The 21,099-nt window shown below is 63.4% G+C and carries 22 protein-coding genes and 2 pseudogenes; 12 read left to right on the plus strand and 12 right to left on the minus strand.

Going from position 1 to position 21,099, the window contains the following annotated elements:
* Positions 1-29 precede the first annotated feature (29 nt).
* Both ACQCSV_RS14735 and ACQCSV_RS14740 read right to left on the minus strand, forming a co-directional pair.
* Positions 30-1,643, minus strand: a complete 1,614-nt coding sequence (locus ACQCSV_RS14735; protein ID WP_426938683.1) for an NAD(P)H-hydrate epimerase — start codon at positions 1,641-1,643, stop codon at positions 30-32.
* A gap of 37 nt (positions 1,644-1,680) precedes the next feature.
* Entirely contained in the window at positions 1,681-2,028 is a 348-nt protein-coding gene (locus tag ACQCSV_RS14740) for a holo-ACP synthase (protein WP_056344245.1), read from the minus strand.
* 211 nt (positions 2,029-2,239) lie between these two features.
* On the opposite strand from ACQCSV_RS14740, the gene ACQCSV_RS14745 reads away from it, so the two are divergent.
* The 3 genes from ACQCSV_RS14745 (at position 2,240) to ACQCSV_RS14755 (ending at position 3,419) form a co-directional block, all read left to right on the plus strand.
* Positions 2,240-2,491: a type II toxin-antitoxin system Phd/YefM family antitoxin gene (locus ACQCSV_RS14745; protein ID WP_354153354.1), complete on the plus strand. Its 252-nt coding sequence runs from the start codon at positions 2,240-2,242 to the stop codon at positions 2,489-2,491.
* Positions 2,488-2,754 carry a type II toxin-antitoxin system RelE/ParE family toxin gene (locus tag ACQCSV_RS14750; protein WP_354153353.1) on the plus strand — a complete coding sequence of 89 codons (267 nt, stop codon included), beginning with the start codon at positions 2,488-2,490 and terminating at the stop codon, positions 2,752-2,754. Before ACQCSV_RS14745 ends, ACQCSV_RS14750 begins: the two co-directional genes overlap by 4 nt.
* A gap of 107 nt (positions 2,755-2,861) precedes the next feature.
* Positions 2,862-3,419 (plus strand): hypothetical protein, encoded by a 558-nt coding sequence (locus tag ACQCSV_RS14755; RefSeq protein ID WP_426938684.1) that lies wholly within the window; start codon positions 2,862-2,864, stop codon positions 3,417-3,419.
* A 218-nt stretch (positions 3,420-3,637) separates the two neighbouring features.
* On the opposite strand, the gene glmS is transcribed toward ACQCSV_RS14755, so the two are convergent.
* Positions 3,638-5,527, minus strand: a complete 1,890-nt coding sequence (glmS, locus tag ACQCSV_RS14760; protein WP_354153351.1) for a glutamine--fructose-6-phosphate transaminase (isomerizing) — start codon at positions 5,525-5,527, stop codon at positions 3,638-3,640.
* Between the two features lie 274 nt (positions 5,528-5,801).
* Entirely contained in the window at positions 5,802-6,422 is a 621-nt protein-coding gene (locus ACQCSV_RS14765) for a hypothetical protein (RefSeq protein WP_354153350.1), read from the minus strand.
* Between the two features lie 36 nt (positions 6,423-6,458).
* Between ACQCSV_RS14765 and coaA the strand changes: the two genes are divergently transcribed.
* From coaA to mscL, 3 genes are all read left to right on the plus strand, one after another.
* Positions 6,459-7,424 (plus strand): type I pantothenate kinase, encoded by a 966-nt coding sequence (coaA, locus tag ACQCSV_RS14770; protein ID WP_354164229.1) that lies wholly within the window; start codon positions 6,459-6,461, stop codon positions 7,422-7,424.
* 20 nt (positions 7,425-7,444) lie between these two features.
* Positions 7,445-8,296, plus strand: coding sequence for a M15 family metallopeptidase (locus ACQCSV_RS14775; protein ID WP_426938685.1), 852 nt, complete (start codon positions 7,445-7,447; stop codon positions 8,294-8,296).
* A 65-nt stretch (positions 8,297-8,361) separates the two neighbouring features.
* Positions 8,362-8,751: a large conductance mechanosensitive channel protein MscL gene (gene mscL / locus ACQCSV_RS14780; RefSeq protein ID WP_426938686.1), complete on the plus strand. Its 390-nt coding sequence runs from the start codon at positions 8,362-8,364 to the stop codon at positions 8,749-8,751.
* Between the two features lie 80 nt (positions 8,752-8,831).
* Here the strand turns inward: mscL and ACQCSV_RS14785 are convergent.
* The 5 genes and pseudogenes from ACQCSV_RS14785 to istA form a co-directional block, all read right to left on the minus strand.
* Positions 8,832-9,169: pseudogene (locus ACQCSV_RS14785) on the minus strand (phosphoglucosamine mutase); the annotation flags it as partial.
* 205 nt (positions 9,170-9,374) lie between these two features.
* Complete coding sequence (locus ACQCSV_RS14790) at positions 9,375-10,124, minus strand: ATP-binding protein (protein ID WP_354237381.1); 750 nt, start codon at positions 10,122-10,124, stop codon at positions 9,375-9,377.
* Positions 10,121-10,882 (minus strand): Mu transposase domain-containing protein, encoded by a 762-nt coding sequence (locus ACQCSV_RS14795; RefSeq protein ID WP_426939571.1) that lies wholly within the window; start codon positions 10,880-10,882, stop codon positions 10,121-10,123. The genes ACQCSV_RS14790 and ACQCSV_RS14795 overlap by 4 nt, the downstream gene beginning before the upstream one ends.
* The gene (locus tag ACQCSV_RS14800; RefSeq protein WP_426938687.1) at positions 10,786-13,023 is read right to left on the minus strand and encodes a putative transposase; all 2,238 of its coding nucleotides are present in this window, start codon (positions 13,021-13,023) and stop codon (positions 10,786-10,788) included. The genes ACQCSV_RS14795 and ACQCSV_RS14800 overlap by 97 nt, the downstream gene beginning before the upstream one ends.
* A gap of 127 nt (positions 13,024-13,150) precedes the next feature.
* A pseudogene (gene istA / locus ACQCSV_RS14805) lies at positions 13,151-14,089 on the minus strand (IS21 family transposase); the annotation flags it as partial.
* A gap of 356 nt (positions 14,090-14,445) precedes the next feature.
* Here istA and ACQCSV_RS14810 point away from each other — a divergent pair.
* Positions 14,446-15,108 carry a methyltransferase family protein gene (locus ACQCSV_RS14810; RefSeq protein WP_426938688.1) on the plus strand — a complete coding sequence of 221 codons (663 nt, stop codon included), beginning with the start codon at positions 14,446-14,448 and terminating at the stop codon, positions 15,106-15,108.
* Positions 15,109-15,254: 146 nt separating this feature from the next.
* Here ACQCSV_RS14810 and glmM read toward each other — a convergent pair whose 3' ends face one another.
* The 3 genes from glmM to rplM all read right to left on the minus strand — a co-directional run bounded on the left by glmM (position 15,255) and on the right by rplM (position 17,745).
* Positions 15,255-16,616 (minus strand): phosphoglucosamine mutase, encoded by a 1,362-nt coding sequence (gene glmM, locus ACQCSV_RS14815; protein WP_426938689.1) that lies wholly within the window; start codon positions 16,614-16,616, stop codon positions 15,255-15,257.
* A 140-nt stretch (positions 16,617-16,756) separates the two neighbouring features.
* Positions 16,757-17,263 carry a 30S ribosomal protein S9 gene (rpsI, locus tag ACQCSV_RS14820; protein WP_426938690.1) on the minus strand — a complete coding sequence of 169 codons (507 nt, stop codon included), beginning with the start codon at positions 17,261-17,263 and terminating at the stop codon, positions 16,757-16,759.
* Between the two features lie 38 nt (positions 17,264-17,301).
* Positions 17,302-17,745: a 50S ribosomal protein L13 gene (rplM, locus tag ACQCSV_RS14825; RefSeq protein ID WP_058931751.1), complete on the minus strand. Its 444-nt coding sequence runs from the start codon at positions 17,743-17,745 to the stop codon at positions 17,302-17,304.
* Positions 17,746-18,052: 307 nt separating this feature from the next.
* On the opposite strand from rplM, the gene ACQCSV_RS14830 reads away from it, so the two are divergent.
* The 5 genes from ACQCSV_RS14830 to ACQCSV_RS14850 all read left to right on the plus strand — a co-directional run bounded on the left by ACQCSV_RS14830 (position 18,053) and on the right by ACQCSV_RS14850 (position 21,042).
* Positions 18,053-18,718, plus strand: coding sequence for a prepilin peptidase (locus tag ACQCSV_RS14830; RefSeq protein WP_426938691.1), 666 nt, complete (start codon positions 18,053-18,055; stop codon positions 18,716-18,718).
* A 281-nt stretch (positions 18,719-18,999) separates the two neighbouring features.
* The gene (locus ACQCSV_RS14835) at positions 19,000-19,203 is read left to right on the plus strand and encodes a Flp family type IVb pilin (protein WP_426938692.1); all 204 of its coding nucleotides are present in this window, start codon (positions 19,000-19,002) and stop codon (positions 19,201-19,203) included.
* Positions 19,204-19,331: 128 nt separating this feature from the next.
* Positions 19,332-19,523: a Flp family type IVb pilin gene (locus tag ACQCSV_RS14840; RefSeq protein ID WP_426938693.1), complete on the plus strand. Its 192-nt coding sequence runs from the start codon at positions 19,332-19,334 to the stop codon at positions 19,521-19,523.
* Positions 19,523-19,978 carry a TadE/TadG family type IV pilus assembly protein gene (locus tag ACQCSV_RS14845; RefSeq protein ID WP_426939572.1) on the plus strand — a complete coding sequence of 152 codons (456 nt, stop codon included), beginning with the start codon at positions 19,523-19,525 and terminating at the stop codon, positions 19,976-19,978. The genes ACQCSV_RS14840 and ACQCSV_RS14845 overlap by 1 nt, the downstream gene beginning before the upstream one ends.
* Positions 19,979-20,016: 38 nt before the next feature.
* A complete protein-coding gene (locus tag ACQCSV_RS14850) occupies positions 20,017-21,042 on the plus strand; it encodes a pilus assembly protein TadG-related protein (protein WP_426938694.1) in 1,026 nt (341 codons plus the stop codon).
* Positions 21,043-21,099 lie beyond the last annotated feature (57 nt).

Consider the following 21,099-nt stretch of genomic DNA (forward strand, 5'->3'; position numbering starts at 1 on the left):
AACCGCCCCTGCCGGTACAAAACCTATGCCTACGGTAGCTGGTGGCTGTGACTATTACGTTTCCGGCCCACCGGTTTACTAAGCAGGCTGACTTTATGCCAAACGTCTGGTATTGCGTCCGCAATCCGGCCGGCCGTCAGCGGGCCGCCGCCGGAGGTGGCCGCGCCCGCGAGGCCGTGGAGGCTGGCACCGAGGGCGGCAATAGCCGCCCAGCGCTCGTCCGGATCGATGCCTGCGTCACGGAAGCGCCCGACGTCGGACCCCATCTGGGCGAGCAGCGCGCCGATGATCCCGGCCAGGACGTCGCCGCTTCCGGCGGTGGCAAGCCACGGTGTGCCGTCCGCCTGGCTGTAGAAATCCTGGAAGGGCGACGCGACCAGCGTGGTGGCGCCCTTCAGCAGGACGGTGGCCTCGGTCAGCACGGCAGCATGCCGGGCAGCACCGAGGGTGGAGGACTCGACGGCGCTACGGTCGGGGGCAGGATCAAAGTCGGGGCTGTCCGGGGACGAGGCAAGCCGTTGCAGGAGGGACGCCAGTTCTCCGGCGTGCGGCGTGAGCACCACCTGCGGCGCCAGGACCGCGGGCAGGGCAGGCAGCGCCCCGGCGTCGGCGATCACGGGCAGGCCGGACTCTACGGCGTCGTGGGCGCGCTGGAGCTGTTCGGTGTCACCGGGGCCCATGCCTGAACCCACCAGCCACGCCTGGACGTGGGTGTCCGCAACGGAGCCCGCGCTGCAGACTACTTCCGGGCAGGACTGCCGGACCAGGTTGGCTACCTCGGGCGGACCCAGGTAGCGGACCATCGCCGCGCCGGCAGCCAGCGCGCCGCGGCAGGCGAGCACGGCGGCGCCGGGATAGTCGGCGGATCCGGCCACAACGCCCAGGACGCCGCGGGAGTACTTGTGCGAGCGCCTCCCGGGCTGCGGCAGGAGCCGGGCCAGGTCCGGCAGCTCAAACCTGCGCAGCGCCGGCCACGGCAGGTCTTCTTCGATGCCTATGGGCACCACACGGACGCGGCCGGCGTGATCGGCGCCAGGGTCCGCCAGCAGTCCCACCTTGGCTGCGCCGAATGTTACGGTCACATCCGCGGTGAGCACCGGCGCATGCGCTTCCCCGGTATCGGCATCCACGCCGCTGGGAACATCGCAGGCCACCACGATCCCCGGCTCCCCGGACGATAGCCGCAGTTCCGCAAGACCCCTGACCAGGTCAGCGGCCGCCCCGCGTAGACCCCCGTTGGCGCCCGTTCCCAGAATTGCGTCAATCACGACGTCGGCACTCGCCACGTGTGCCGCAAGCTGGCCGGCATTGACCTCAGTGAGAAGGTGCACCCGCCCGCCGGCGCGCTCAAAAGCAGCCAGCGCCTCGGCGTGGGCGGTTCTGGCGGTGAGCACCGCCGTCGTACGCATTCCCCTGGCAGCCAGGATCGAGGCGGCGAAGAGGCCGTCTCCGCCATTGTTGCCCTTACCCGCCAGCACGGTCACGCTCGCGCCGTAAAGCCGCCGGCCACATGACTTCAGCTCGTGGACCGCCGCGTTGGCGAGCCCGTGGGAGGCCCGTTGCATCAGAACAGCACCCATCCCTGCAGACAGGAACGGCTGTTCGGCAGCCCTGATTTGGGTTCCGGTATAGGCGCTGATCATGGCATCAGGTGCATTGTCGGGTTGAGCAGGAGGTGGCTCAGCCTTCGGCCAGTACCGTGGCGGTGGCGATCCCGCCGTCGTGGCTCATGGAGACGTGCCACCGCTTGACGCCCTTTGACTCGGCCACCGCGAGGACGGTGCCTTTAACCTGGATGGTGGGTCCATGCTGGTCCAGGCCGATCCAGCAGTCCTGCCAGTTCATGCCTGCAGGCGCGCCGAGCACCTTGGCCACCGCTTCCTTGGCGGCGAACCGCGCGGCCAGCGAGCGGGTGTTCAGTTCACGTTCAGCGGGCACGAACAGCCGGTCCCGGAGCCCGGGGGTGCGCTCAAGCTGGCGGCCGAACCGCTCGATGTCTACAACGTCTACGCCAATGCCAACAATCATGGCGCTATTCTACGGGGACGCTCCGCACCAAGTTGCTGCCGACGTGCTGCCAGCGCAATTGCGTCACTTTTGGACCGGGACGGGCGCGGTTCCCCGGATTTCCGGGCCGCCGCCCTCCGCGCGCCCCACAAGTGACGCAATTGCGTTCGCGCTGGATGTCCACCTCTACGGACGTATTGCTTACGGTTCGTTTGGTTCGTAAGGTTGATAGATGACAACGACTACTTCGAATGAAGCCCGGATTCATTGGGCTGAGCTGATTGATGGTGTGCGTTCCGAGCCGGTTCATATCACCCGCCGCGGGCGGGCTGTCGCGGTGGTGGTAGACCCGGATTTTTATGAACGCGCCGTAGAGGCGTTGGAGGACGCCGAGGATGTTGCCGCCGCACGGGCTGCCCGGGCGGATGAGGGGCCGACGATCACTCACGAGGAGCTGCTGCGTGACCTTGGCATCGAGGCATGACGGGACGGTTTTGCGTTCGATATACGGCGGTCGCGGCCAAACAAATCCGGAAGCTTGACCGGCAGGCACAGCTGCGGGTGCTCAAGGTGATTGAAATCCTCAGTGACACGCCGCGGCCACCCAAGGGAATGCGGCTGGTTGGCGGGGATGGGGAATGGCGCATCCGCACCGGCGATTACCGGATTATCTATGAGATCCGGGATCAGGAACTTTTGATTTTGGTATTGCGTGTGGGACACCGCCGGGAAGTTTACCGGCGCTAAGGCCTCGTGCCATTACGTCTTCGTAATCACGCTGGCATGATTACGAAAAGGTAATCGATGCCCGCCTATTACGAATAGCTCATCAAGGAAGCCGTCTGCACGGCGTCATGAAAACAGTGGCCGACCTGGGCCTGATGGTCTACGGCGTCCGCCAGCGCAGCGGGCCCTCCCAGCGGGAGCTTGCCCGCCGGCTCGACGTCAGCCAGCCCTCGACACCGGAGGCGGCTACCGCATTCTTTGGTGGGCTGCTGCCAGAAGGCTCCGGCAGGTCCAACCTTGAGGCCCTGACCGATGAGCAGATCGCCGAGCGGTTGACCGTCATCCACGACCACGCGCTTGGCGCCGTCGGCGGGGGTGGCTCCCTGGCCGGCTATCAGCCGAAGACCGCCCTCGCCCTGTTGGACGGGGTCTGGCACGCGGGCGACGACGGCGCCGCCTCCACCCACATCCTCAAGCCGGTGGCCGCCGGGAACGAGCACGCCCTGCACGCCGAGGCCTTCTGCCTGGAGCTTTCGCGGCGGATCGGCTACGACCGCCGCATGGCCGGTCGGAGCCTGGAGCGTATCCACCAGGAGGTCGGCGCCCAGGCCCTTGGCCTACGCTCCCGCCAACCCTCGAAGACGAGTCGCTCGTCAGACTCAATATTCTTGTTGGTGCGCAGATAGCGGTCGAGTAGCGGCTCGCGTCCGCCCTGGTCCGGGTCATAGAGCAGCGACTCGACGGCCTCCGCCCACTGATTCTGTTCCCCACCCCAAGCCCGGAGAAGTCTGACATGGCCTGCGAAAGACGCCGGGCGAACCCCGGTGAGGATGCGTAGACGACCAGTGCTTCCTTGAGGTTCCCCGCCCGGTCCAACAGTTCGTCGGTGTTCATCAGCCTGCGGTTACTCTACGGTGACGCTCTTGGCGAGGTTGCGGGGCTGGTCCACGTCGTAGCCCTTGGCCGAGGCGAGGGCCAGGGCGAAGATCTGCAGCGGGACCGTGCTGAGCAGCGGGGCCAGCAGCGTATCGGTCTCCGGGACGTAGAAGACGTGCTCGGCGTAGGCCTTCACGGCCTCGTCGCCCTCTTCGGCGATCACGATGGTCTTGGCGCCGCGGGCCCGGACTTCCTGGATGTTCGAGACCACCTTGGCGTGCAGCGAGTCGCGGCCGCGCGGGGACGGGACCACCACAAACACGGGCTGGCCTTCCTCGATCAGGGCGATCGGGCCGTGTTTGAGCTCACCGGCAGCGAACCCCTCGGCGTGGATGTAGGCGAGCTCCTTGAGCTTCAGCGCACCTTCCATGGCTACCGGGAAGCCAACATGGCGGCCCAGGAACAGCACGGACTTCGCATCCTTCATGGACGTGCCGAGTTCCTTGATCTGCGCCTCGTTGTCCAGGATCCGCTGGATCTTGGCCGGGATCTTGTTCAGGTCCGCCAGGATGTCCTTGATCTCGCCCTGGAACTTGTTCCCGCGCAGCTGCGCCAGGTACAGGCCCAGCAGGTAGGCGGCGGTGATCTGGGCCAGGAATGCCTTGGTGGAGGCCACCGCGATTTCCGGGCCGGCGTGCGTGTAGAGCACGGCGTCGGATTCACGCGGGATGGTGGAGCCGTTGGTGTTGCAGATCGAGACTGTCTTGGCGCCCTGTTCCTTGGCGTAGCGGACAGCCATCAGGGTGTCCATGGTCTCGCCGGACTGGGAGATCGAGACGATCAGGGTGTTCGCGTCCACGATCGGGTCCCGGTAGCGGAACTCGTGGGAGAGTTCCACCTCGGTGGCGATCCGGCACCAGCGCTCGATGGCGTACTTGGCCACCTGCCCGGCGTACGCGGACGTGCCGCAGGCCAGCACAATGATCTTGTCGATGTTCTTCAGCAGCTGCGGGTCGATCCGGAGCTCATCGAGGGTCAGCTTGCCGTTGACGTCCGAGCGGCCCAGCAGGGTCTGCAGCACGGCGTTGGGCTGGTCATGGATTTCCTTCTCCATGAAGGACGGGAACCCGCCCTTTTCCGCGGATTCCGGGTCCCAGTCCACGTGGTATTCCTTGCCCTCGGCCGGGGCGCCATAGAAATCGGTGATCTCCACCGTGTCCGCGGTGATGGTGACGATCTGGTCCTGGCCCAGCTCCACCGCACGGCGGGTGTAGTCAATGAATCCGGACACGTCCGAGCCCAGGAAGTTCTCGCCCTCGCCCAGGCCCACCACCAGGGGTGAGTTACGGCGTGCAGCCACCACAACGTCCGGCTGGTCAGCGTGCACGGCAAGCAGCGTGAACGCACCCTCAAGGCGCTGGCAGGCGAGCTGCATCGCGGTGGTCAGGCCGCCCTCGGACGCCCCACCATCGAGTTTGGTGCGGAAGATATCCCCCAGCAGCACGGCCGCGACTTCAGTGTCCGTCTCGGACTCGAAGGCGTAGCCCTTGGCCACGAGCTCGAGCTTGAGCTCGGCGAAGTTTTCGATGATGCCGTTGTGGATCAGGGCCAGCTTGCCGCCGTCAGACAGGTGCGGGTGCGCGTTCTGGTCCGTGGGGCCGCCGTGCGTGGCCCAGCGGGTGTGGCCGATACCGGTGAACGTCTCCGGCAGCGGGTGTTCCTCCAGCTCGGCGAGGAGGTTGCTCAGCTTGCCGGACTTCTTCCGGGACTCGATGGACCCGTGCGAGACCACCGCCACGCCCGCGGAGTCGTAACCCCGGTACTCCAGGCGGCGCAATCCTTCAAGGACTACATCCAACGCGCTGTGACCGGAATTCCCACGGTCAGAATGGCCCACATATCCAACGATTCCACACATGGGCCCCAGCTTATCGGCAGCTGCGCTGAGATCTAAACCGCGTGACGAGGCTCACGCCCAAACCTGCTGATGTAATCCGCCATCCCAGGAACGGTGAAGGCGAGATAGCCGCGGCGTGGGCGTAGATGAGACCCGCGTGGATTAGTGAATGCCTCGCTGCGGACACCGCGGTTTGAACCCTGCCCAGCCGTGTAGCGATGTCGCTGACCAGTGAAGGGGCGTCGTTGTCCTGGGCCATGGCAGCCATAAACTCCTGCTGGGCAGTGGTCGCCCTTTACCAGCGTGAGTTGTAGAGTCCGGCGTCCACTTCGTCGCGGGCCCTGCCGATCCCTATGCGTGCATCATCTGCGTCGATTGTCCGGGAAGCCGCAACATCCCAGATGTGCTTGCCGCAGGCCTGGACGAAATATGGGTACCCGCCGGATGCTTTCAGGACAACAACCAAGGCATTTTCGCTCCAGGTCACGCGCTCCCGCTGCGATGGTGTTGCGAGGGCGTCTTTGGTGTCCTCGTCGCTTAGGAGCCCCACAGTTCGGTATAGATAGATGCGCTCTGCGTAGGTGGAAGCTTTGGAAAGGACGGAAGGCAGCGACGGGAGGCCCGTGCCGAGGAACATGAGCGTCGCGGGACGCGGATCTTGGCCGAGCTGGTGCAAGGCGACGTTGAGCGCCTCCAGGTCCTCCTTTGGTGCTTCCTGCAGCTCATCGACAGCCAGCAGAACTCCCGTTGCGGCGGCACGAGCGGCGAGAGGCCCAGCGGAAATTATTTCGAAATCACGATAATTGTGGATTCTTTGGCATAAAGCAGCGCCATCCGCGCGAGCAAAAATACCTGAGGCCAGCGCAACACGGTTGCGATCATCCTGATGGTAAGTCGTGACAACAGGGTGCTCCATTTCGCTCTCAGCCGCCCGCGGGGCAGAATCTCTAAAGTGACTTTGCAACGCAATGAAGCGAATGGAGAGGGTGTCTCCCCGTTCGTTGAGCTGGACCGCCAGACGTGGTCCCGGCTCGCCGCCCAGATGAAGCAGCCGCTTAACGAAGAGGACATTGTCCGTCTGCGTGGCCTCGGCGATCCTCTGGACATGAAGGAGATCCGCGAGGTCTACCTGCCCCTGTCGCGGCTCCTACACCTTTATGTGGAGGCCGCGGGCCAGCTTCATTCGGCCACCACCACCTTCCTGGGAGAGCAGACCCAGCGCACTCCCTTCGTCATCGGCGTGGCCGGCTCGGTGGCCGTGGGCAAATCCACCATCGCCCGCGTGCTCCGGGAAATGCTGCGGCGCTGGCCCGGCACCCCCAACGTGGAGCTGATCACCACGGACGGCTTCCTGTATCCCCTGGCCGAGCTCAAACGGCGCCAGCTGCTGGAACGCAAGGGCTTCCCGGAGTCTTACGACCGCCGCGCGCTGCTGCGTTTTGTGAGCGAGATCAAGGGCGGCGCGGAGGAGGTCCGGGCACCCTGGTACTCCCACGTTACCTACGACATCGTTCCGGACAAGGAAGTGGTGGTCCGCCGCCCGGACGTGCTGATTGTGGAGGGCCTGAACGTGCTGGCCCCCGCCCGCCCGCGCCACGACGGCAAGCAGGGGCTGGCGCTGAGCGATTTCTTCGATTTCTCCATCTATGTGGATGCCAAGACCTCCTTCATCGAGGAGTGGTACGTGGAGCGGTTCCGGAAGCTCCAGAGCACCGCATTCGCGCAGCCGGAGTCCTACTTCCACAGGTATGCCACCCTCTCCGAGTCCGAAGCGGAGACCACTGCCCGGGACATCTGGAAGCGCATCAACGAGCCCAACCTGGAGGAAAACGTCCTCCCCACCCGTGGCCGCGCCCAGCTGGTGCTGACCAAGGACGCGGACCACTCCATCCGCCGCATGCTCCTGCGGAAGGTTTAACCCACGTGTGCCACGACTGCATGGCAGGCGGCCTTTCGGGGGCCAGCCGCCGCTCCTTCGCCCGTTTCCTCGCCGCCGGAGCGGGACTGACTGTCCTGGCAGCGTGTACGCCGGAGGCACCGGCCGGGGTGGCGCCGTCGTCCTCCGCTGCCCCGGCGGTGACCTCCGCGTCCCCCTCTGCGGTCGCGGACCCTTCAGTGGAAAGCACGACGGCGGCAGCTGAGCCGCCGCCGCAGGCTGCCGTACCGCCGTCGGCGGCGCTGCCCCGTCAGTTCTCGCTGACGGATCCGGCCAGCCCGTGGCTGGTGGTCAACAAACACCGTCCGCTGGCGCCGGCGGACTACGTTCCGGCGGATCTGGTCCAGCCCAACGTCCGGCTGGCCGTTTCGGGCGAGGCGGCACTGCTGAACAGCACGACGGCGGCTGCCGCGGAAGCGATGTTCGCCGCGGCCGGGCAGGACGGCGTTGTCATGACGCTCGCGAGCGGTTACCGCTCCTACGGCACGCAGGTGGCCACGTACAACGGCTATGTGGCTGCCCGCGGCCAGGCCGATGCCGACACCGCCAGCGCAAGGCCCGGCTACTCGGAGCACCAGACCGGCTGGTCCTTCGACATCGGCGACGGCGGCGGGGCGTGCAGCTTCCAGCCCTGCTTCGCGGATCAGCCGGCGGCCGTGTGGGCGAAGGCAAACGGCCATCGCTTCGGCTTTGTGGTGCGGTACCCGTGGATGTTCCACCCGATCACCGGCTACTACTACGAGCCGTGGCACCTGCGGTTCATCGGCGTGGAAGCCGCAACGGACATGGCGGCCCGGGGTATCGGCACCGTGGAGGAGTACTTCGGGGTGGACGCGGCGCCAGGATATGCCTAAACACCGGGCTGATGTGTTGCAGGGGCGTCATCCTCTGTTAACGGCGATGCGCTAGCTTGGTACTCATGCTGACAGGATTCAAAAATTTCATTATGAAGGGCAACGTCGTTGACCTTGCCGTCGCAGTTGTGATGGGTGCTGCTTTCAGCTCCGTCGTAACCTCTATCGTCCAGGGCCTGCTGACGCCGCTGATCGGACGTCTGTTCAGTGCGAAGGGCGTTGAAGAGATGCAGTGGGAGGGATTCATGTATGGGTCCGTCATCTCCTCCATCATTTCTTTCGTGCTGGTGGCCGCCTCCATCTACTTCGTGGTGGTACTTCCCATGAACCACATGATCGAGCTCCGTAACCGCAAGCTGGGAATCAACAAGGACGTCAAGGAAGAGGCTGCGGAAGACCCGCAGATCGCCCTGCTTACCGAAATCCGGGATGCGCTGAAGTCCCGAACCCCCTAACTTCACGGCAACCAACTGTAGCCCGATTCCTGAAGGAGGCGGGCCACACTTGCTTGTGTCTTGGATCGGTCAATAACCAGTCAGTCGGTGACCAGTTCGAGCGCGAGTTCCGTGCGGACAACCTGGGCAAGGCGCTCGGCGATGGACTCAGCCGTCGCTTCATCGGCCGCTTCCACCATGACGCGCACTACGGGCTCGGTGCCTGAGGGGCGGAGTAGGACACGTCCGGTGTCACCCAGTTCGGCTTCGGCCAGGACCACGGCCTGTGCCAGCGCCTCGGAACTTCCCACGCCGCTGCGGTCAACGCCCTTGACGTTGATGAGTACCTGCGGGAGCTTGGTCATCACGGTGGCCAACTCCTTGATTGCCACGTGGCAGCGGTCTGCAGGCCGGTAAGGACGCCGTCGCCGGTGGTGGCAGATCGGGGGCACGATCACCACACTCCTGGCCGCCATCACCGAGCTGAAAAACAATCTCCGACAACGGGTCCGCTCCCGGCCTGAGAACCAACAGTGAGTATTTGATGCCTTGAGAGCCACCCGATCGTGCGGTTCAGAGCCAGCGATCGTGCGGAAGAGAGCGAGTGGTGGTGTGGTTGGGAGCCACTGGCCCTCGGCCCGACCTTAAGCGCTGGTGAGGGCGGTCTGCTCCCTCATGTTGTGGGTGCCGGTCTCGACCCAGACGGTGTTGTGGATGATGCGGTCCATGATCGCGTCGGCGTGAACACCGGAGCCGAGGCGCTGGTGCCAGTCCTTCTGCTGGTACTGGGTGCAGAACACCGTCGATGTCTCGCCGTAACGGCGCTCCATCAACTCCAGCAGCATTGTCCGCATCGATTCCGTCGGCCGGTCCAGCAACCACTCGTCGATCACCAAAAGCGTGAAGGCGGCATATTTGCGCAGGAACTTCCCGGCGCCGCCGGGGGTGTCCTGGGCGGCGGCCCAGGCTTCCTCGAGGTCGGGCATCCGGACGTAGTGGGCGCGGATGCGGTGCTCGCAGGCGCGTTTGGCGATCGCGCATCCCAGATACGACTTCCCCGACCCGGTGAAGCCCTGGAAGACGACGTTCTGCTGCCGGGTCACGAACGAGCAGGTGCCGAGCTGGGTCAGCACTTGCCGGTTCAGGCCGCGCTCGTCGAGCAGGTCGATGCGGCGCAAATCCGCGTTCGGATAACGCAGCCCCGCCCGCCGGATCAACCCGGCGACCTTGGAATGCATGAAGGTCGAGTAGGCGTCATCGACGACCAACCTCACCCGCTCCTCGAACGTCAAACTGATCGACAAGGTCTCGTCCTGGGTATCGATCGCCTCCAGCAGCTCGCCGGCGTTCATCTCCCGGAGCTTGCGTTTGGTCTCTCCATCCAGCGCGCTCATCGGGTGCCTCCGGCGTAGTAGGCGCCGCCGCGGACATAGCCGCCATCATCCGGTTCCGGTTCGGGTGTGTGTCCGGTTTTGTCCTGCCCGGTGTCGAGGATCGGCCGCAAATGGGCGTAGCGCGGAGAGCGGACCCGGCCCCGCAGCGCGAGCTGACAAGCGGCTTCGACCCGGGCCGGTGAGAACCGGCGCGACAGGCGCAATACGGCCAGCGCCGCGTCGATGCCGGCCTCGTCGATGAATACGGTCTCGAAGATCTTCCCGATCACTGTGACGGTCGCCGGGCCCATCCGCGCCGCCCACTCCTCGATCCGGGCCCGATCCCAGGCCTGCCAACTGCGTCCCTCGGGCAGGTCCGCGTCGTTCGTCTGATACTGATTCACCGTGCTTACCGGCAGCAGCAGGTGGCTGGTCAGGCGCTCATCACGCCGATAGACCTCCAGCATCGTCTCGGTGACGCGAAGGTCCACCAGGGCGCCGATGTGGCTGAAGGGGACGGAGTAGAAGTTCTTCGCCCAGACCACGTGAGCGTTCTTGTTCACCTTGCGCTTGTAGGACCACGTGCTGATCTCGAACGGCGCCGCCGGCAGCGGTTGCAGCAGCGGTTTCTCCTCCGTGGTGAAGACGCTCAGCCGGGACCCAGGACTCTGGACGTAGCGATTTAGTTTTTGAGTGACGTTTCTTTGTTTTTGATTTCGAATCGTAGGATCCGGTCCGTGCCCGGGTAACGGGTTTCGGTGGTGGTGAGGTGGGTGCAGAGCTCGCTGATCGCGGTGGTTGCCCGTTGGGTGGGGAGCGGATCGAGACGGATGGTGAGGTAGCCGTCGATGCGGGGGTCGATGTCGCCGCTGCCGGTGAGGACCTGACGGATCAGGGTGTGGGCTTCGTCCTCGCCGCGGGCGTAGCCGGTGTTGGTCCGGACCTCCCTCGCCAGCGTTGATGCGGTGTTGAACGCGGCCATCCGGATCGCATGGCTGAGCAGTTTCGTCTCGCTCTCCAGGACCCGCTGGCCCGGGGCGATCTCGCCGAGCGGAACCCGGGCAGGGATCCCCTTGTGGGCTGCCTGCGCGGCCTCGAGAGCGGTTTCGGCGGTCAGCAGGTCCGCGGTGATCTTGTTGTGCATGGTGTTCGTGATCAGGATTGTGGATGTTCCCGGCGGCGGGGTGCGGGCCGCGAGCATCGCGGCGTCGGTCTCGGCCAGGGTCTTCTCGTACCGGGTCCTGGCGGCGAGGACCTGCTGGTAGGCGAGGCGTTTGGCCGGGTTCGGCACTGACCGTTCCGGATCATCATCAGTGGATGTGTAGGCGTCGTGGGAGTCCAGGGCGAAGCGGATCCTGGCGTAGCGGAAATAGTTTTCCTGCCGCCACCTCGCGCCCATCCGGTAGATGATCTCTCCGGCGGGCATGTTGGTGTTGGTGGTGAGGATGTGGATCTGCCGGGACCCGCCGCCGGGAGTGTTGACCTGGCGGCTGAGCTGGCGCATCGGAAACACTTCCCCGGTCGTCCCGACGGGCACCTCCACGGCGGTGTCGGCGGCTTCCCAGGTCCGGGTTTGTCCGTGTTCGTCGGTGTGGGCGACCTCGGTGAACAGGGATGACGGAATGTCTTCGGTGGTGCCTTTGCGCCACGTCAACACATCGAAGTTGTTCTCTGCCATGTGTTTGAAGAGTGCCGGGGACCAGCCGCCCCGGTCGAACCCGACCAGCACCCGGCGGTCATCCCCGATGATGGTGCGCAGTCTCGGCAGGAGACGGCGCAGTTCCCCGGTCAGCGCGGCCCCGGGCTCGGCCATGACCACCAGCACGGGGGCGCCGGCAGCGTCGGCGACCCAGGTTTCCTCGGTCGCCGGGACCGGGAACTTCAACCTCGTTGAATGGACTTTCCCGATCTTCCGCGTGCCCTGGTAGGCGCGGACATGCCCATCAACATAGAGCACAGCAGCCAGATCCCCGCCCTCGTCGTGACTGCCATTGAGGTGTCTGGCAGCCATGGCGGTCAGCAGCTCTCCGGCCTTGCCTTTCGTGGCCAGGGCGGCGGTTTTACGGCGGAGGGTTTTCACTTCCGGGGCGCGGTCCAGGCCCAGGACCCTGCCGAGCGCTGCCGGGTCGATCCGGGTGATCCCCTCGGCGCGTGGTTCCCCCGCCAGGGCCTGGAACACGGCGCCGGTCAGGATGGTCTCCAACCCGTAGAACCCGTTCGGCAACGCCCCGAAGACCTCCTTCGCGCACTCCAAAAGCCCGGTGCGCTCGAGGGCGGGCAGGGCCAGGAACAGTCCGGCCAGCGGCACCCTTGCTGCGGGTGCGAACACCGGTGCCGCGCACTGGACCAACCCGGTCCGGGCCCACGCCCGTTCGCCGGACCGGTCCACCGGTGCAGGGAGCACCGGCAACTCCTCTTGGACCGGCTCCGTTACCGGAGGACCCGGGTGCGCAGCAGCCGGCTCTTCCGGGGCCGGGGTTTCCATGGCCAGGGTGCGGCGGACACTGAATTCGGAGACGCCCACAGCCGCTCCAACGGCGCGCAGGGATAATCCCGTCGCACGAAGGGAACGGATCCGGGACATCACGGCGTCCGTCAGCCGGCTGGGCCCTTTCGGGCCGGACTTTTCCGGGGACAGGCCCAGCACACCGGCCGCGGCCAGGTCCTGGCGCCACCGCCATAACGTGCCCGGATCCACTCCGAACGCGGCAGCTACCTCGGCGACCGAACCGGCTTTGATGTCCGCCAGTTTCGCCGCCGCGAACCGACGGGACACCGAATCCCCGGCATCCCAACCGTAGGAGAGCTCGCCATGGACGAAAACCCGGCCGCCTTCCTCGTCTTCGACCAGCGACGCGGCGGCGCCTATCGGGACGGCTCCGGCGTCCATCGAGGCAGGAAGAGGCAGCTGAGCAGTCATCGCACCCATCTTCCCACCCCGCTCATCACGATCAATTATCTTGTCTAGATTTTATCGCAAACAGGGAAAAATTAACAGCCAGCCCGCAGACAAGATCAGCGGAACCACGCGGAAGTCACTCCCCAGCATCCTCCTGTGTCAGGAGCCCTGGGGACCCGTCGCGTTTTTGGAACGGCTGCCGGTTATAGGAATCGATCTGCTCATAAATCCGGGTGCGCAACTGCGGCAGCGACGTAAACTGCTCATGCCGCAAGCCCGCGATGACCCAGGTCGCGACGTGGGAGACCGTGTTCTCGGCACTGCTCTTGTCTCGAGGGTGTCTCACTCTGCCGGGGAGTACGGCGGCCGAGTAGTGCGCCGCCATCTCCCGGTAAGCGTCATTCAGGACGACTTCGCCCTCCTTCGGGTGGGAGATGACCCCGGTCTTCAGGTTGTCGGGCACCAGGCGCGGGACGCTGCCGCCGAAGAAGGTGAACATCGATGTGTGGGCGCGTAGCCACGACTCCTGCCGCATATCAAGGCAGGCTTCCACGAACGCATACCGGCTGAAGGGCAGGCAGGCGACGAACAGATACACCTTCGAGATCTCGCCCGTGGTGAGATCCAGCAGCTGCATCGTGGGCCCGGACCAGTCGACCTCGATACTGCGGCCGGCCTTATGCCCGACCCGCGACGTCGCCCCCGACACCGCGGCGTAGTCGCCATAGAGCCGGCAGAACCGGTCATAACTCATCGTTGCCTGCGCCGCCATTGAAGTCGCGTCAACATACTCCTGATGGAGGAGCTTCAACGTCACCCCGACCCGGGCCAGCTCGGTGTGAATTCGAACCCAGTCCGGCTGCGCGAACACGCTCTCGTGCACCCCGCGGCCCGGAAACAACACCGCATACACCTCGGCCTCCGACAGCTCCGCGACATCATCCCAACCGAGACCTGCCAGCTCCGCCGCATCGAGGACCGCCTGAATGCTATTGCGGGCGATGCCCTGCGCCGAGGCGATCGCCCTGCCCGACAACCCCTGATTTCGTAACTGCAAGACCAGTTTCGCCTTGATCTTCCGTACCATTACCGGTACTCCTTCCACCACGTGGCCATCACATGGTGGAAGGAGCTTTACAGGTGGCTCTCAACCACACCAACCGTGGCTCTGAACGACACGATCCGTGGTTTAGGGAGGTGGCTCTGACCCGCACCACACGTGGCCTCCTTGGAAGCCAATATTCACCAACAGGCCCAAACCCACGCGCCCAAACGACGAAATCCAATCCGGACCAGAATCAAACCAGAACCCGACGTCCAACCCGACCATCATGAAAAATTCGGGTTAGGCTCATTGCACCGCCACCTCAACCGGGGAAGCCGCGGAATAGCGACTGCGGATTTTTTGGATGGGTCTGCAACTCTCTGGAAGGCTATTTTTCGATGAAACTTCGCGCGCAGTTGAGGTCAATTGACATTGAACGGGTGATTCTGGTCCCGGTCATGGCACTCTTGTTATTGTGGTCGATATCCGCACTATTTTCGGGTGGGAATCGCGCGTCGGTTTCTGTCCTTGTCACTGCGTTGCACCTGACCTACCAAGTGTTGATGACCGTCTTTTATATCATGCTGGTCTTCTTCCTTCTCACAAGGAACCCTGCAAGTGCCCGGAGCGGACGGATTGCGCCCACGGCCGCTGCCTACGTGGGGACCTTCCTGCCTTTCCTGTTCGTGTTTGCTGGTGGCTCGGAAGTTTCCGAGGGATTAGCTTCGTTTGCGGTGGGGCTCATGGCTCTGGGAATGTCCTTCACTGTCTATTCCCTGATGACGCTCGGTAAGAGTTTCGGCGTGGAACCCCAAGTGAGAACGCTCGTGCAGCACGGTCCCTATCGGCTAATCCGTAACCCTCTTTACGTCGGAGAGATGGTGACTCTGACCGGCGCAGTGTGCTTCAGTCCCACGTTGTTGAAGACGGCAATCCTTTTGGCACTGGGCGCAATTCAGGCCTACCGAGCAATCCAGGAGGAGCTGCTACTAGAGGAGAACTTGCCCGAATATGCAGCATACAAGCTGCGAACTAAGCGATTTGTTCCCGGCCTGTTCTGACCATGCTGCTGGCGGCTGCAAGTACCGCCTCCCGGGGCGCTCCCTTACGGGGAGCTGACCCCGAGGCCTGCGTCCCTTAAGGCCCCACAATCAGCAACTCCCTTCTCGCATGATGTCGCGAGTTGCTGATTGTACTGTCAGCGCTGTCAGTCCGCGACTAGCTCCAGCGCGAGTTCGGTGCGGACCACCTGGACAAGACGCTCGGCGATGGACTCGGCCGTAGCTTCATCGGCCGCTTCCACCATGACGCGCACTACCGGTTCAGTACCTGACGGGCGGAGCAGGACCCGTCCGGTGTCGCCCAGTTCCGCTTCGGCCACGACCACGGCCTGAGCCAGCACCTCGGAGCTGCCCACGCGGCTGCGGTCCACGCCCTGGACGTTGATGAGTACCTGCGGGAGCTTGGTCATCACGGTAGCCAACTCCTTGAGCGGTTTGCCCGTCAGCGCGATCTGCGCCGCCAACTGCAAACCGGTGAGGACGCCGTCGCCGGTGGTGGCGTAGTCAGCGAAGATCACGTGGCCGGACTGTTCGCCGCCGAGGTTGAATCCGCCGTCCCGCATGCCTTCCAGAACGTAGCGGTCCCCCACGGCTGTCTCGCGGATGCTGATGCCCGCTTCGCGGAGGGCGATCTTGAGGCCGAGGTTGCTCATTACTGTGGCCACCAGGACGTCGTCAGCCAGTTTGCCGGATGCCTTGAGCGCCACGGCGAGGATCGCCATGATCTGGTCGCCATCCACTTCAGTTCCTTCATGGTCCACGGCCAGGCAGCGGTCAGCGTCACCGTCGTGGGCGATGCCAAGATCCGCACCGTGCTTGATCACGGCGGCCTGCAGCGGGCCGAGGTGGGTGGAGCCCACGCCGTCGTTGATGTTGTGGCCGTCCGGATCGGCGCCGATCACTATGACCTCAGCGCCGGCGTCCTTGAAGACCTGGGGTGAGCAGCCGCTGGCGGCGCCGTGGGCGCAGTCCAGCACAACCTTCAGCCCGTCCAGGCGGTGCGGGAGCGTCTGCAGGAGGTGGACGATGTAGCGGTCCTCGGCGTCGGAGAAGCGCTGGATCCTGCCCACGTCGCTGCCGACGGGCCGCACCGGCTCCTTGCTCATCTGTTCCTCGATGGCGTTCTCGACGTCGTCGGGGAGCTTCTGGCCGCCACGGGCGAAGAACTTGATCCCGTTATCCGGTGCGGGATTGTGGGAGGCCGAGATCATCACGCCGAAGTCGGCGTCGAGGTCTGCCACGAGGTATGCCGCAGCCGGCGTCGGGAGGACACCGGCGTCATAGACGTCAATACCGGAGCTGGAGAGCCCCGCCTCAACGGCGGCGGCGATGAATTCCCCGCTGGCGCGGGGGTCACGCGCCACCACGGCCCGAGGCCGGGTGCCGTTGGTATTGCGGTCATGACCAAGCACGACGGCGGCTGCCTGGGCAAGCTGCATCGCAAGCTCTGCCGTCAACAGGCCGTTAGCCAAGCCCCGGACACCATCTGTTCCAAATAATCTAGACATCGGGGTCAAGTCTAGGTGATGGACGCGCTGGGCTTTGAACCGGCTGGTCAGCGTGACTCCAGCTTCAACGGACGGGGGCGCCGCGTTAACGGCCGAAGCCCGCCCCGCCAATGGCGGGACGGGCTTCTGTGTAAGCGGATTTAGCGCTTGGAGTACTGCTGAGCCTTACGGGCCTTCTTGAGACCGGCCTTCTTACGCTCGATGACGCGTGCGTCACGGCGCAGGTAACCGGCCTTCTTCAGGGTGGCGCGGTTGTTCTCGGTGTCGATCTCGTTGAGTGAACGGGCGATGCCGAGGCGCAGGGCACCGGCCTGGCCGGAGATGCCGCCACCGTGGATGCGGGCGATGACGTCGTAGGCGCCGTCAAGATCGAGGATCTTGAAGGGCTCGTTGACGTCCTGCTGGTGCAGCTTGTTCGGGAAGTAGTTGTCCAGCGCGCGGCCGTTGATGGTCCACTTGCCGGTGCCGGGGACGATGCGCACGCGGGCAACAGCTTCCTTGCGACGGCCAACTGCGGCGCCGGCAACGGTCAGTGCCGGGCGCTCCTTCTTGGGCGCTTCTGCTTCCGCAGGACCGCTCTCCGAGGTGTAGCTGGTCAGGTTTTCCTCAGCCACAACGGCCTCGGTGGTCTCTTCGTTCTGAGCCACGATTCTCCTTGTATAGATAAGTTGTTTGGTGGCCAGGACTACTGGGCGACCTGGGAAATTTCGAACGTCTTGGGCTGCTGGGCGGCGTGCGGGTGCTCTGCACCGCGGTACACCTTCAGCTTGCCCAGCTGCTGTGCAGCGAGGGAGTTCTTGGGGAGCATGCCCTTGATGGCCTTCTCAACGGCGCGGACCGGGTTGGATTCCAGGAGTTCCGCGTAGTTGACGGAGGTCAGGCCGCCCGGGTAGCCGGAGTGGCGGTATGCGCGCTTCTGCTCGAGCTTGGCGCCGGTGAGGGCGACCTTCTCAGCGTTGATGATGATGACGAAGTCGCCCATGTCCATATGGGACGCAAAGGTGGCCTTGTGCTTGCCGCGCAGCAGGATTGCGGTCTGGCTCGCGAGACGACCAAGGACAACGTCTGTGGCGTCAATGACGTGCCACTGGCGGTTGATATCGCCGGGCTTCGGGGTGTACGTACGCACGGTTTTTGCCTCGTTCTTGTTCTGGCGTTCTTGTTTAGGTGTCACTCAAGCGTGTGCACCTACTATCTATGCGCTACCGGAACAGAGGTGAGGGCTCTATGTAACCAGTGATCCTGGGGTCTCGAATGTGCACGTTGAGTAGTTATCCTGCAACCGGATTCTCAAGCGGGCACGCATCATCGAGAAAGGACACGCACAACGACTACCAATATTAGCTTGAACCGGGCCTCGGGGTCAAAGTGAGGCAAAATGGGGTAGCCGGCCGCTCATCCACTACTCTGCCGGCACGACGTAAGAAGGGGATGCAGTGACTTCTTGGGGCGACGCCGGCTCAGCCGGACCACTGTTCGTGGCCGTCATCGGCTTCTTAGGACTCATTCTCTCACCGTTGGCCGAGCTGCTGATTGCCAAACTCCTCCCCCGCGTCGGTCCCCTGCCTGGCCTGCGCGCAAGGATCACGACGGCGATGATCACCGCCACTCTCTGTGCAGCCTTCGCGTTCCGGTTCGGTGCTGACCCGGGATTGCCGGCATTCCTACTCCTTGCCGTTCTTGGTGTGCAGCTAGCGAGAATAGATGTCTCGCTCCATTTGCTGCCGAACCCCGTGGTTCTTTCCCTATTGACAGGGGGGCTCTTGTGCCTCCTGGGAGCCACCTTTGGCGGGGAACAGTGGGCTAACCTCCTTCGGGCAGTGGCCGGCGCCGCAATTCTCTTCGTCATCTACCTGATTCTGGCGTTAATTTCGCCGGCGGGCCTCGGAATGGGCGACGTAAAGCTCGCCGCTCCCGTGGGCCTCTACTTGGGGTACTTAGGCTGGAGCCAACTCCTCTACGGCGGCCTGCTCGGGTTCATTCTGAACGGCGTGGTGACCGTGCTCGTCGTGGCACGTAACCGCAAAGGACGCACCGCAGAAGTGGCTCATGGACCATCGATGATTGGCGCCGCCGTCGGCATCGGGCTCTTTTTTTTCTAGTCCTGGGATCGGACAAAACCGTAATCCTCAGGCTGCCCGCGCAACAGTAATCCAAGTAGCCGCGCATGGATCCGTCCATCAATCTGAGTACTCCCGTATAGGTTCCGAGTACGCCTGGAAAAAGCCCCTGAAAAAGTCGAGTACGACTACGCATTGTTGCCGAGAACCCCCAATGACAATCTCTTCTTAGCGAAGTCCAGCAACCGCTAGGAATTATGGGGGGAGCTGGAAATTCGTTGAAATATCAAAAAAATCACTTTCATCGAATTAAGGAAACTAAAATGACTTCTCTCATGGTCTCAATGATGGCTTTTGTTGCCGGCGTCAAGGATCGCCTCGACTCGGAAAAGGGCGCAACCGCAGTTGAGTACGGCCTGCTCGTCGCGCTCATCGCAGCCGTCATCATCGGCACGGTCGTAACCCTTGGCGGCCAGATTAACACGGCATTCGACACAATCGTGAAGGCACTGCCCGCCGCCGCCTAAAGAGTTTTCGCGGAAGCTCAGGGGTGGGGCGGCGGCACATGGAGCGTCGATTCCACAGCCACCGCTCCACGCCTGGGCTTTCTGCATCTCTAGCACGCATCAATTCAAGAGGGGTTGTGCCAAGTCTCATGTTCACTCGAGTAGTCAAGCTGTGCAGATCCACTGCCAGATGGAGCGACCGCATTCGCGGCGAGGCTGGCGCAACCGCGGTTGAGTACAGTCTGCTGATCGCCTTTATTGCAACGGCAATCATCGGTGTTGTCGGAACGCTCGGGGGGCAGTTGCTGCCCGGGTTTGAAGCCGTGATAGCTGGCCTGTGATGTTCATCAGGCTCCGGAAAGCCGGAAAGCCGTCATCGGGCAAAGAAAGAGGCGCCGTCGCGGTGGAAGCCGCCCTGATAATCCCTATTTTCCTCGTACTTGTTCTCGGTATTTTCGAGTTCGGTCGGGCATTCAACATCCAGGTTTCGCTCTCAGAGGCGGCCCGGGAATCCGCCCGTTATGCAGCGGTCCATGGCACCACAGCCGGGTTTACCCCCGACGCCGCCCAAGCAGCCGGTGTCGCCGCCGCGCCTTCGGTGGCCCTGTCCCCCGCAAATGTGGGTATTTCTTACAAGAATCCTGACGGATCAGCAGCTACAAAGTGTGGTGCCGGCGTCAACGCTATAAGCACCGTCACTTTTCCAACTGGTTTCATAACTGGTCTCGACAAGCTGATCAAAACCGACAAGCCGTTTACGCTGACTGGACGAGGAGTAATGCGATGCGGAGGATAATCAGCATCCCACGAAGTGGTTCGTCCGATGAGCGTGGCGTGATTGCACCTCTAGCTGCCATTCTCATGGTAGCGCTGCTCGGAATGACGGCCTTCGCCGTCGATACAGCGATGATGTACTCCGAGCACGCGCAACTGCAAAACGGCGCTGACTCTTCGGCGCTAGCAATAGCGAAAGCGTGCGCGGACAATGCGTCGTCAACCGACTGTCTAGCTCCGAAAGATGCAGCGACGGCACTCGCAGGTGATAACGCCTTGGACGGCGTCAGCAATGTTCCGGTTGCGTCGGTAAACCTCAGCTCGGGAACCGTCGACGTCACCACTCAAGCCCGGGATACCGCCAATAACAACCACTTTTCCCTCGTCTTTGCCCGTGTTTTGGGCATCGATACGGCAGACATCGGCGCATCTTCTCAAGCCGTCTTCGGTGGATACTCCGCTGCGGATGTCATCCCGCTTGCCTTTTCACAATGCGAAGCCGGGCCATCAACAGTAGGTGTCCTGCAGTTCTTTCCTGAGCATGGCCTCGCACCTGGCTACAAATGCGCCCACAAGTCGTCATCCGGTTCTGAAGTTCCCGGCGGGTTCGGTTGGCTGAAGAATGACACTTCACAATGCACGGTTCACGTCGACGTGACTCATCCGTGGGTTCTACAAAGCGAAGGCGGCAACTTTGATTCGACTTGCCTGTCGACTTTTGCCGACTATGAGAAGCAAATCAAAGCGGGTAAGGCGGTCGAAATATTGATTCCAATTTTTGACACGGCATGCCCTATAAAGAAATACACAGGCATCAATGTCTGCGCCGCTTCTACCTACCCGGCAACTGCGAAGGTATTCCGAATCGAAGCCTTTTCACAGATCGAACTAAAGGGCTGGCACTTCATCGGTGGTGGTGGCGACTATATGCCACCCGACGCCACTGCCCTGAAGAACTCCTTGGGACTAGGTAATTCTGACACCGGGATCTACGGCAAATTCATAAAGAAGGTCACTTTAGCCGAAGCAGCGACCCTGAAAGGCCCTACCACTTATGGCGCGATAGGTGTGGCGCTGAGTAAGTGACCGTGCTTCCGCAGTGAAGGTAGACGGCTCAAGAAGTGAACTCATGCAGGAAAGAAA

This window comes from Pseudarthrobacter sp. S3 (assembly GCF_050156905.1).
GTDB lineage: Bacteria > Actinomycetota > Actinomycetes > Actinomycetales > Micrococcaceae > Arthrobacter.